This window comes from Rathayibacter sp. PhB1, from assembly GCF_004362935.1.
GTDB lineage: Bacteria > Actinomycetota > Actinomycetes > Actinomycetales > Microbacteriaceae > Rathayibacter > Rathayibacter festucae.
In genome coordinates this window covers 83,538-95,045 of record NZ_SNYD01000006.1, presented here as the reverse complement: position 1 = coordinate 95,045, position 11,508 = coordinate 83,538, and the positions used below count along the sequence as shown (strand labels likewise).

The window sequence follows — 11,508 nt, the reverse complement described above, 5'->3', positions numbered from 1 at the left end:
GCGGCGTATCGAGACCCGGCGTCGTCCGCGGGGTGGTCTGCAGACCCGCGTCTGACGGTGGTGGATCTCGATACGCCCGCTGTGCGGGCTACTCGATCAGCATGAGGCGGCGCCCTCTCCAGAGAGCGGCTCGACGCGGTCTGCATGCTGGTCGAGCAGCCGCGGAGCGGCGATTCATGCTGGTCGAGTAGCCGCGGAGCGGCGGCGTCATGCTGGTCGAGTAGCCGCGGAGCGGCGTATCGAGACCCGCCGTCCTCAGCAGGGCGGTCTGCAGACCTCGACGGCTGACGGTGGTGGATCTCGATACGCCCGCTGCGCGGGCTACTCGATCAGCATGGGCGTCCGCAGTCGGCGGCCTTCGGCTCGCTCGGGGGAGCGTCCGACGCCCTAGCATGAGTGAATGCGCATGCATGGTGATCAGACCCGGACGGGGGGTCTGCTGCGCGCCTCCGAGCTGTCGCGGGCGTCGATCGCCGTGGCCGCGCTCTTCCTGGTCTGGTCGCCCGCGGCCCTCGAGGCCGGCTGGTGGCTGCTGCTCGGCCTCGGGCTCGCGGCGGCGATGGCCGTCGTCGGCGCAGTCGCCGACTCCGGCCGCGAGGTGCACGACGGACCGACGGGGGAGTGGCTCGGGCTCGCCGGCCGCGCGCTCGCGGCGTCCGCGCTCGCACTGACCGCCGCCGACTCGATCGTCGGCGCGAGTGCGCGCCCGGTCGCCGTGCTCCTGACCGTCGGCACCACCCTCTTCGTGCTCCGCGGCGGTGCCGTCCCGCCCGGGCTCGCGCGCCTGCTCCTGGGCCTCGTGCTGCTCCTCCTGCTGGCCTCCGCCGTGATCGTCGCCCTCGCGGACCCCGTCGCGACCCCGTCCGAGACGGTGATCGGCGGTGCGGAGGGTGCCGGAACGGCGGCCGCCCTGCTGCTCGTCCTCTTCGCGCCCGCCTCGCCCGGCGAGACGCCGACGCTCGGCCGCTCGCTGCTCGGGATCGGCGTCATCACCCTCGTCGCGGCCCTGATCGGCGTCGGGCTGCTCCTGCTCGTCGGTCCGCAGGAGCTCGCCGACGTCCCGGCCTCGCTCTCCGCGGTCGCCGCTGGGACCCCCGCCGCCGCCCTCGTCGGCATCGCGGCCGTGCTCGCCGCCCTCCTCGCGCTCGTCGCCCTGACCCGGCTGGACGCCTCGGCGCTGGTCCGGCTCGCGGACGCGGGCGAGATCCCCGGCCCCTTCGCCCACCGCAACCGCCGCACGGGCGTGCCCGCGGCCGGTCAGCTCGCCGTCTGCCTCGTGTCGGTGCTCGCCGTGGTCGTCCTCGACGCCGACGCCCTGCTGGCGTTCGCGGTCGCGGCCTCGCTGATCGCGCTGATCCTGCGCCGGCTGGACCGCGGAGTCGCCGGTGCGCGCTGGCCCGCGATCGTCTCCGCGGCGGGCGCGCTCGTCCTCCTGCTCGCGCTGCCCTCGGCGACGGCCGCCGCGGTCGCCGTCCTGCTCGCGCTGCTGCTCATCGTCCGCGCGTTCCGGCGCTAGCGGCCCCTACCCGAGCGCGGCGGCCTCGACCGGCCGGCTCGGCAGCTGCAGCGCGAGGGGATCCGCCCGCACCCGCCCGAGTCCCGAGCGGACCGCGCCGAGCGCGACCGCCTGATCGCCGAGCGTCGACGGCAGGATCCGCGGTGCGGGAGCGTGCACCTCGCCGACCAGGCGCTCGGAGACCGCTGCGAGCAGCGGGCCGGCCGAGGCGGCCAGCGCCCCGCCCACGACGATCAGCGAGACGTCGAGCAGGTTGGCGACGGTCGCGGTGATGGCGGTGAGGCGGTCGATCAGCCGCGCGACGACGGCGGAGGCCAGGGGATCGCCCGCGTCGGCCGCGGCCAGCACCTCGGCGGCCCCGGGCTGCGCCACGGCGTCGAGGAGCGACGCCGGCCGGCCCGCGACGGCCAGCGCCTCGCGGGCCCAGGTCCGCGCGAGGGCCGCGATGCCCTCCGCCGAGCCGACGCCCTCGACCAGGTCGAGGTAGCGCATCTCGCCGGTGAGCCCGCGGGCGCCGCGCAGCAGCGAGCCGCCGAGCACGATCCCGCCGCCGAGCCGCTCGCCGGAGAGCAGCGCCAGGTAGTCGTCGCAGCCGATCGCCGCGCCGCGCCAGCCCTCGGCCAGCGCGGCGAGGTTCGCGTCGTTGTCGACCACCGGCGACCAGCCGCGGCCGGAGTAGTGGTCCACGAGCCCGGGGTTCATCGCACCCCAGAAGCCGTTGTCGCCCGCGGGGGAGTGGCCGAGCGCGTCGACGGGGGCCGGGACGCCGAGGGTCAGCGCGAGGACCTCGTCGTCGGTCACGTCGGCGAGGAGGAGGGCGCGGTCGAGGACCCGGTCGATGTCGGCGACGCGGCGCTCGTGCGGAAGATCCTCGACTCGCTCGTGATCGACGGGCTCGACGTGCCGCACGAGGGTCTCGCCGAGCAGGTCGGCGACGAAGACACCGACGCTGTGCTGTCCGGCGTCGACGCCCACGACGACGCCGGCGCGGCGGCGGAGGGCGTACCGGCGCGCAGGCCGGCCCTTCACGTAGTCGCCGGCGGCGCGCTGGTTCTCCAGCTCCTCCAGCCAGCCGAGCTCGATCAGGTCGTCGCAGACGGCGATGACGGTCGAGCGGGTGAGGCCGGTGCGCTCGATCAGAGCGGAGGCGGTCACCGCCTCGCCGGTCCAGGCGCGCTCGAGCACGTCGAGCGCGCTGCGCCGGCGCTGGAACGAGCCGGTGCTCACGGAGAGCCTGCTCTCGGACATCGCGTCACCCTTCCCCTTGACCTCGGCCGGATCGGCTGCAACAGTACATCGCGTACTAGATTTACTACCTAGATTTAGTCACCGAAGCAACTTATCCGCAACCTCGGGAGACGACGACGTGCCCCTCACCACCACCGCCCTCAGCCGGCGCACCCTGCTCACCGCGGCGGGTGCCGGCGCCGCCGCGCTCGGCCTCGCCGCCTGCGCCTCCCCCTCCGGATCGGGCGGGGTCACCGAGATCACCTTCTTCCAGTCCAAGCCCGAGGTGATCGGCTACTTCGACGAGGTCATCGAGCGCTTCCACGCCGCGCAGTCGCGGGTGCGGGTCGTGCACGACTTCTCCTCGAACCTCTCGGCCGGCTTCGTCCGCACCAATCCGCCGGACCTCGGCTGCCTGAACTACAACTTCGAGGTCGCGCGGTTCGTCGAGCGGGGCGCCCTGAGCGACCTGTCCGACATGGCCGAGGCGAAGCGGATCAACCCCGACCTGCAGCCGCTGATCGAGCAGACCGCGTCCTACCCGGGCCGCACCAGCGTGCTGCCCTACTCGCTGATGATGTCGGCGGTGCTCTACAACCGCGAGATCTTCGCCGCGCAGAACCTCGAGGTGCCGACCACCTGGACCGAGTTCCTCGCGGTCTGCGACGCGCTGACCGCGGCGGGCATCACTCCGATCTACGGGACGTACAAGGACCCGTGGACCGTCGCGCAGGGGCTGTTCGACTACTCCGTCGGCGGGACCGTCGACCTCGAGTCCTTCTTCTCGCAGCTGAAGGAGCAGGGCGCCGACGTCGGCCCCTCCTCGCCGGTCTCGTTCGAGAAGGACTTCGCCGCTCCCGTCGAGCAGATGGTGCAGCTCGCCGGCTACGCGCAGCCGAACGCCGCCAGCCGCGCCTACGGCGACGGCAACCTCGCCTTCTCGAACGGGGAGGCGGCGATGTACTTCCAGGGCCCGTGGGCGCTGAGCGAGATCGCGAAGACCGCCCCGGACCTCTCGATCGGCGCCTTCCCGCTGCCGATGACGGACGACCCGGACGAGCGCCGCGTGCGGGTGAACGTCGACCTCGCGCTGTGGATCCCGGAGGCCTCGACCAAGAAGGCGGCGGCGCGCGAGTTCCTCTCCTTCCTGATGCAGCCCGAGATCATCGACGCCTACAACGCCGACAACAACGCCTTCGGCGTCACCACCGACGCCCCCGCCGTCACCCAGCCCACCCTCGTCGAGCTCCAGGAGTTCTACGACCGGGCGGCGTTCAGCCTCGGCGCCTCGCAGCTCGTGCCGCAGAACATCCCGCTGCAGAACTACGTCCAGGGCGTCGCCCTCGGCTCCGACCCCGCCGCGACGCTCCGCACGATCGACGCCGACTGGGCGCGCATCGCGTTCCGCTCCTAGACCTCCCCGACCACCTCTCAGAGACGAGACACCATGGCCCTCTCCGCCCCCGCCCGCCCGGAGGAGCGCACCGTCGCGACTCCCCGCGCGGCCGTCGCCCCGCGCCGGAAGCCGCGCACCGACCGCACCTTCCTGCTGTACCTGCTCCCCGCGCTCGTGCTCTTCACGCTCGCGATCACCCTGCCCGCGCTGATGGGGATCTTCTTCAGCTTCACCGACTCGATCGGCTTCGGCGAGTGGAGCTTCATCGGCCTCACGAACTACGTCGCGCTGTTCTCCGACCCGGCGATCCTCGCCTCCTACGGCTTCACCGTGGGGCTCGCGCTGGTCACGGTGCTCGCGGTGAACGTGATCGCGTTCCTCCTGGCGATCGCGCTCACCTCGCAGATCCGCGGCAAGGTCGCGCTGCGGGCCGTGTTCGTGCTGCCGATGGTCGTCTCGGGCATCATCATCGCGTTCGTCTTCAACTTCCTCTTCTCCAACTCGCTGCCCGCCTTCGCGCAGTCGGTCGGAGCGACGCCGCTGGCGAGCAGCATCCTCGCGGATCCGAACCTGGCCTGGCTCGCGATCGTGATCGTGACGGCCTGGCAGGCCGTGCCCTCCGCGCTGCTGATCTACATCGCCGGCGTGCTCTCGATCCCCGGCGACGTCTATGAGGCCGCGTCGCTCGACGGCGCGTCCAGCTGGGGGCAGCTGCGCTCGATCACGCTGCCGCTCGTCGCGGGCTACGTCGTGATCAACCTCGTGATCGGCTTCAAGAACTTCCTCAACTCCTACGACATCATCGTCGGCCTGACGGACGGCGGCCCCGGGACCTCGACCCGCAGCGTCGCGATGACGATCTTCTCCGGCTTCACCAGCGGCGACTACGCCTACCAGATGGCCAACGCCACGATCTTCTTCCTCATCGCGCTCGTGATCGCGCTCGTACAGCTGCGCGTCTCGCGCGGAAAGGCGGCCTTCTGATGACCAGCCAGGTCCCCCTCGCCCCGTCCCTCCCCGGCACCCGCGCCGCCGTCGACGCCGACGCCCGTCGCGGCGGGAAGCGGCGGCGCTCGAGCCTCCTGCTCACCCTCGTCCTCGTGGTCTGCGCCCTCTCGGTGATCGGCCCGCTGTGGGTGACGCTGACCATGGCCTTCAAGACCGGCGCCCAGGCGGTGGACGGCAACGCCTTCTCGATCCCGCTGCCGTTCTCGGTCGACGGCTTCGTCCAGGCCTGGAACCTCACCGACTTCCCCCGCGGCTTCGCCGTCTCGGTCTTCGTCTCGGCGATCACGGTCGGCGGCACCATCGTCCTCTCGGCCCTCGCCGCGTTCGCGATCTCGCGGAACTGGAGCAGGCGCTTCTACCGCTGGTCGTTCTTCTACCTGCTCGCGGCGATGTTCCTGCCGTTCCCGGTGCTCGCGCTGTCGCAGGTCTCGCTCACCGGACTCGTCGGGCTCGACAACCCGCTCGGCGTGGCGATCCTGCACGTGATGTTCCAGCTGAGCTTCAGCGTGATGCTCTTCACCGCGTTCCTCCGCTCGCTGCCCGAGGAGCTCGAGGAGAGCGCCCGGCTCGACGGCGCGACCACCAACCAGGTCTTCTGGCGGCTCGTCTTCCCGCTGCTCGCCCCGATGAGCGCGACGGTCGGCATCTTCGCCTTCCTCGCCTCCTGGAACGACTTCATGATGCCGTCGCTGATCACCTCGGACCCGTCGCTCCAGACGCTCCCGGTGCTGCAGAAGATCTTCCAGACCCAGTTCAGCAACGACTACAACGTCGCCTTCGCCTCCTACCTGATGGCGATGGCCCCGGCGATCATCGTCTACCTGTTCACCCAGCGCTGGGTCATGTCCGGCGTGACGCAGGGCGCCATCAAATGACGCGCTGACGCGCTGCCGCCCCTTTTGCATGCTGGTCGAGTAGCCCCGGAGGGGCGTATCGAGACCCACGTTCACCGAGAGGCCGGCATGGGGGGCGGATCTCGATATGCCCGCTGCGCGGGCTACTCGATCAGCATGGTGAACCCGCTGCGCGGGCTACTCGATCAGCATGAACGCGCCGACTGCCCCATCAGCAAGAACCACACCACACACCACGACGAACGGAAGGACACCCGTGACGGACACGGTACTCAGCAGGAGCGGCACGACCGAGGACGCCCAGTGGTGGCGGCAGGCGGCCGTCTACCAGATCTACCCGCGCAGCTTCGCGGACGCGAACGGCGACGGGATCGGCGACCTCGCCGGCATCCTCGAGCGCATCCCGTACCTGCGGGAGCTCGGGATCGACGCCGTCTGGCTCAGCCCGTTCTACCCGTCGGCGCTGGCCGACGGCGGCTACGACGTGGCCGACTACCGCGACGTCGACCCGCGGATCGGCACTCTCGCCGAGTTCGACGAGCTGACCGCCCGCCTGCACGAGAGCGGCGTCCGCGTGATCGTCGACATCGTGCCCAACCACTCCTCCGACCTGCACCCGTGGTTCCAGGAGGCGCTCGCCGCCCCGAAGGGCTCGCCCGCCCGGGAGCGCTACGTCTTCCGCGACGGCCGCGGCGAGGGCGGCGCCCTGCCGCCGAGCGACTGGGAGTCCGTCTTCGGCGGCCCCGCCTGGGAGCCGGTCGGCGACGGCCAGTGGTATCTGCACCTCTTCGCGAAGGAGCAGCCCGACTGGAACTGGGCGAACCGCGAGGTCCGCGACGACTTCCTCGAGACCCTCCGCTTCTGGTCCGACCGCGGCGTCGACGGCTTCCGGATCGACGTGGCGCACTCTCTGGTCAAGGACCTCGCCGAGCCGCTCCCCGCGGCCGCCGAGATCGACGGCCAGCGGATCGACGGCAGCCACCCGTTCTGGGACCGCGACGAGGTGCACGAGGTCTACGCCGAGTGGCGCGCCCTCTTCGACTCCTACGACCCGCCGCGCACCGCCGTCGCGGAGGCCTGGGTCGACGCCTCCCGCCGCGCCCGCTACGCGAGCCCCGAGGGGCTCGGCCAGGCCTTCAACTTCGACCTGCTCGAGGCCGACCTCGACGCGGAGGAGTTCCGCCGGCTGATCACCGTCAACCTCGAGCTGGCCGCCGAGTCCGGCTCCTCGACCACCTGGGTGCTCTCCAACCACGACGTCGTCCGGCACGCGACCCGCTACGGGCTCCCGCAGAAGGGCGCGGCCGAGACCGCCCCCGCGAAGCAGTGGCTGCTCAGCGGGGGAGCGGAGCCGGTGCTCGACCGCGCCCTGGGCCTCCGCCGCGCCCGCGCCGCGACCCTCCTGCTGCTGGCCCTGCCGGGCTCGGCCTACCTGTACCAGGGCGAGGAGCTCGGCCTGCACGAGGTGGCCGGCATCCCGGACGCCGACCGCCAGGACCCGACGTTCTTCCGCAGCGGCGGCACCGACGTCGGCCGCGACGGCTGCCGCGTCCCGCTGCCCTGGGAGTCGACCGGCGACTCCTTCGGCTTCGGGCCCGGCGGCGCGCACCTGCCTCAGCCCGCCTGGTTCGCCGACTCCTCCGTCGAGGCGGAGGAGCTCGCCGAGGACTCGACGCTCGCGCTCTACCGCAGCGCCCTCGCGCTCCGGCACGATCTGCAGACCGACGAGAGCCTGGAGTGGCGGGACGCGCGGCCCGGCGTGCTGCACTTCGCGCGCCCGAACGGCTGGCACTCGGTGACCAACCTCGGCGAGGAGCCGGTCGAGCTCCCTGAGGGCGAGGTGCTGCTCGCGAGCGCCCCGCTCGAGGGGCGCCTGCTGCCGCCGGCCACGACGGTCTGGCTGCGCTGACCCGGCGATCAGGCGCTGAGTCGCTCCGCACGACGAAGGCGCCCCCGCCCGCGGGATCCGAGGATCCGACGGGCGGGGGCGCCTTCTGCGTGTGCACCCGCGGGCGGGTCCGCGGGTCAGTGCGTGGACGGGTCCTGCTCGACCTCGGTGCGGTCGCCCGACCACAGCGTGTGGAAGGTGCCCTCCTTGTCGACGCGCTGGTAGGTGTGCGCGCCGAAGAAGTCGCGCTGACCCTGCACGAGGGCGGCGGGCAGGCGCTCGGAGGCGAGCGAGTCGTAGTACGACAGCGCGGCGCCGAAGCCGGGGATCGGCACGCCCGAGAGCGCGGCGGTGGAGACGATGCGGCGCCAGGCGGCCTCGCCGTTGGCGACGGCCTCGGCGAAGTACGGGTCCTCGAGCAGCGTCGTGATCTCCGCGTTCTCGGCGTAGGCGTCGACGATGCGGTTGAGGAACTGGGCGCGGATGATGCAGCCCGCGCGCCAGATCTTCGCGACGGCGCCCTTGTCGATCTCCCAGCCGTACTTCTCGGCGCCGGCGATGATCGCGTCGAAGCCCTGCGAGTAGGCGACGACCTTGGAGGCGTAGAGGGCGGCGCGGACGTCGTCCTCGAAGCCGTCGTAGAGGGCGACGGGCGTCGGGCGCGAGGTGACGCGCTTCTGCACGGCGGCGCGCTGCGCGGGCTTGGAGGAGACGGCGCGGGCGAAGACGGCCTCGGCGATGCCGCCGACGGGCACGCCCAGGTCGAGCGCGTTCTGCACGGTCCAGACTCCGGTGCCCTTCGAGCCGGCCTGGTCGAGCACGATGTCGAGGAAGGGCTTGCCGGTGTCGGCGTCGACCTGGCGGAGCACCTCGGCGGTGATCTCGATCAGGTACGACTCGAGGTCGCCCTTGTTCCAGGCGTCGAAGACGTCGGCGATGGCCGCGGGCTCGTGACCGCCGACGGTGCGGAGCAGGTCGTAGGCCTCGGCGATGAGCTGCATGTCGGCATACTCGATGCCGTTGTGGATCATCTTGACGAAGTGGCCGGCGCCGTCGGTGCCGAGGTGGGTGACGCAGGGCTCGCCCTCGGCGACCGCCGCGATCGAGGCGAGGATCGGGCCGAGCGTCTTGTAGGACTCGACCGAGCCGCCGGGCATGATCGACGGGCCCTTGAGCGCGCCCTCCTCGCCGCCGGAGATGCCGGTGCCGACGAAGTGGATGCCGGTCTCGCGGACGGTCTTCTCGCGGCGGATGGTGTCGGTGAACAGCGCGTTGCCGCCGTCGACGATGATGTCGCCCGGCTCGAACGCGGCGGTCAGCTGCTCGATCACGGCGTCGGTGCCGCGGCCGGCCTGGACCATGATGATCGCGGTGCGCGGGGTCTTCAGCGAGGCGGCGAAGGCCTCGATGGTCTCCGAGGCGACGAAGCCGGCCTCGGGGTGCTCGGTGATCAGGGTCTCGGTGCGCCCGGAGGAGCGGTTGTAGACGGCGACGGTGTTGCCCTCGCGGCTGGCGAGGTTGCGGGCCAGGTTCGAGCCCATCACCGCCAGACCGACGACTCCGATGTTGGCTGTGGCGGTGGGCTGGTCAGACACGGTTCTCCTCGACGTACACGTTCAGGGTTGACGGATCCAGGCTAGCGCCGGGGTCGGACGCGCAGCCGGGAGAGGCCGTGCACGGAGGGGGAACTCAGCGCGCACGGCCGTTCAGGAGGTCAGGCGCCGTGGCCCTCGGGGACGACCTCGGCGGGGATGGGCGGGCCGGGCGGGGTGCCGTCGCCGAACGGGCGGCCGCCGAGCTCCTCGCGGTGCGAGGGGACGAGCCAGCCGGACAGGTCCGGGCCCTTCGGCACGACGCCGGTCGGATTGATGTCGCGCTGCACCTCGTAGTAGTGCGACTTGATGTGCTGGAAGTCGATCGTGTCGCCGAAGCCCGGGGTCGCGAACAGGTCGCGGGCGTAGCCCCAGAGGGCCGGCATCGCCGAGAGCAGGTTCCGGTTGGCCTTGAAGTGGCTGTAGTAGACGGCGTCGAAGCGGGCGAGCGTCGTGAAGAGGCGGACATCGGCCTCGGTGATCGTGTCGCCGACGAGGTAGCGCTGCGTGCTGAGGCGCTCCTCCAGCCAGTCGAGTCGCGCCCAGAGTGCGTCGTACGCCCGCTCGTAGGACTTCTGCGAGCCGGCGAAGCCGCACTTGTAGACGCCGTTGTTGACGTCCTGGAAGACCAGCTCCGCGACCTCGTCGATCTCGTCGCGGCGCTCCTCCGGGTACAGATCGGGCGCGCCCTCGCGGTGGAACTCCGTCCACTCGCGCGAGAAGTCCAGCGTCATCACCGGGTAGTCGTTGGTGACGACCTGGCCGGTGGGGATGTCGACGATCGCCGGCACGGTGATGCCGCGCGGGTAGTCGGGGAAGCGGGCGAGGAACGCGTCCTGCAGGCGCGGGATGCCGAGCACCGGGTCGACGCCGCCCGGGTCGAGGTCGAAGGTCCAGCTGCGCTTGTCGTGCGTCGGTCCGCAGATGCCCATCGACAGCGCGTCCTCGAGGCCGAGCAGGCGGCGGACGATCACGGCGCGGTTCGCCCACGGGCAGGCGCGCGAGACGACGAGCCGGTAGCGGCCCGCCTCGACCGGGTAGCCGTCGCGGCCGTCCGCGGTGATGCGGGTCGGGATGTAGTTGGTGTCGCGGTGGAAGCCGTTCTTCTCGACGTAGGAGCCGAAGTCGTCAGAAGTCATGCCCGCACGCTAGCCAGCCCGGCTGGGGGCGCGGTAGGGGCGCCCGCGGGTGGCGGCTCGGCCGCGCGGCCGGTAGGGTGGGCAGCTGAACTTCGGCGAGGGATGCCCCGTGCATCCGTGATCGACGCGGTGGAACCAGGTGGAGCTCCGGAAGGAGCGCCGCGGACCTTTCCTCACGCAGACACGCGTTCGAGTCGAAACCCCGTCCGCGGCCCCAGGCCGGGACCCGAGCAGGCGGCGCACGGCGCCGTCCAGGAGAACACCATGGCAGAACTCACCAACAAGGTCGTCGCCGAGGTCCGCACCTCGTTCGGCAAGGGAGCGGCCCGCAAGATCCGCGCCCAGAACAAGATCCCCGCGGTCCTCTACGGCCACGGCACCGAGCCCGTGCACGTCACGCTGCCCGGCCACCAGATCCTCCTGCTGACCCGCAAGGCGAACGCGATCCTCGAGCTCGACATCGAGGGCGTCGCCCAGACGTCGCTGGTCAAGGACATCCAGCGCGACCCGGTCCGCCAGATCATCGAGCACATCGACCTCGCGGTCATCCGGCTCGGCGAGAAGGTCTCGGTCGACATCCCTGTGCACGTCGAGGGCGAGGCCGCTCCCGGCACGCTCGTCTCCACCGAGGCGAATACGCTCTCGCTCGAGGTCGACGCCACGAAGATCCCGCAGAACGTCGTCGTCTCGGTCGAGGGACTCGAGGCCGGCACGCAGATCACCGCCGCCGACGTCACCCTCCCCGAGGGCGCGACGCTGCTCACCGACCCCGAGGCGCTCATCGTGAACGTCACCGAGGAGGTCGAGCAGGACCTGGGCGAGGAGGGCGAGCCCACCACGCCGGCCGAGCCCACCGAGGCCGCCGAGTAGCCGGAGCACCACCCGCAC

At 71.8% G+C, this 11,508-nt stretch carries 9 protein-coding genes; 6 read left to right on the top strand and 3 right to left on the bottom strand.

Going from position 1 to position 11,508, the window contains the following annotated elements; genetic code table 11:
* Nucleotides 1–400 precede the first annotated feature (400 nt).
* Entirely contained in the window at nt 401–1,516 is a 1,116-nt protein-coding gene (locus EDF17_RS16035) for a hypothetical protein (RefSeq protein WP_123447630.1), read from the top strand.
* Between the two features lie 6 nt (nt 1,517–1,522).
* Here the strand turns inward: EDF17_RS16035 and EDF17_RS16030 are convergent, their stop codons facing one another.
* Nucleotides 1,523–2,764, bottom strand: a complete 1,242-nt coding sequence (locus EDF17_RS16030) for an ROK family protein (protein ID WP_123447629.1) — start codon at nt 2,762–2,764, stop codon at nt 1,523–1,525.
* A gap of 118 nt (nt 2,765–2,882) precedes the next feature.
* On the opposite strand from EDF17_RS16030, the gene EDF17_RS16025 reads away from it, so the two are divergent.
* The 4 genes from EDF17_RS16025 to EDF17_RS16010 all read left to right on the top strand — a co-directional run bounded on the left by EDF17_RS16025 (nt 2,883) and on the right by EDF17_RS16010 (nt 7,910).
* Nucleotides 2,883–4,157 carry an extracellular solute-binding protein gene (locus EDF17_RS16025; RefSeq protein ID WP_243732931.1) on the top strand — a complete coding sequence of 425 codons (1,275 nt, stop codon included), beginning with the start codon at nt 2,883–2,885 and terminating at the stop codon, nt 4,155–4,157.
* Nucleotides 4,158–4,190: 33 nt separating this feature from the next.
* Nucleotides 4,191–5,123, top strand: a complete 933-nt coding sequence (locus tag EDF17_RS16020; RefSeq protein ID WP_123447627.1) for a sugar ABC transporter permease — start codon at nt 4,191–4,193, stop codon at nt 5,121–5,123.
* The gene (locus EDF17_RS16015) at nt 5,123–6,022 is read left to right on the top strand and encodes a carbohydrate ABC transporter permease (RefSeq protein ID WP_123447626.1); all 900 of its coding nucleotides are present in this window, start codon (nt 5,123–5,125) and stop codon (nt 6,020–6,022) included. The genes EDF17_RS16020 and EDF17_RS16015 overlap by 1 nt, the downstream gene beginning before the upstream one ends.
* A gap of 169 nt (nt 6,023–6,191) precedes the next feature.
* A complete protein-coding gene (locus EDF17_RS16010) occupies nt 6,192–7,910 on the top strand; it encodes a glycoside hydrolase family 13 protein (protein WP_123447625.1) in 1,719 nt (572 codons plus the stop codon).
* Between the two features lie 116 nt (nt 7,911–8,026).
* Here EDF17_RS16010 and gndA read toward each other — a convergent pair whose 3' ends face one another.
* Both gndA and EDF17_RS16000 read right to left on the bottom strand, forming a co-directional pair.
* On the bottom strand, nt 8,027–9,484 hold the full coding sequence (gene gndA, locus EDF17_RS16005; RefSeq protein ID WP_133672116.1) for an NADP-dependent phosphogluconate dehydrogenase: 1,458 nt from the start codon (nt 9,482–9,484) through the stop codon (nt 8,027–8,029).
* 119 nt (nt 9,485–9,603) lie between these two features.
* Nucleotides 9,604–10,620 carry a glutathione S-transferase C-terminal domain-containing protein gene (locus EDF17_RS16000; protein ID WP_123447623.1) on the bottom strand — a complete coding sequence of 339 codons (1,017 nt, stop codon included), beginning with the start codon at nt 10,618–10,620 and terminating at the stop codon, nt 9,604–9,606.
* 264 nt (nt 10,621–10,884) lie between these two features.
* On the opposite strand from EDF17_RS16000, the gene EDF17_RS15995 reads away from it, so the two are divergent.
* Complete coding sequence (locus EDF17_RS15995; RefSeq protein ID WP_123447622.1) at nt 10,885–11,490, top strand: 50S ribosomal protein L25/general stress protein Ctc; 606 nt, start codon at nt 10,885–10,887, stop codon at nt 11,488–11,490.
* Nucleotides 11,491–11,508 lie beyond the last annotated feature (18 nt).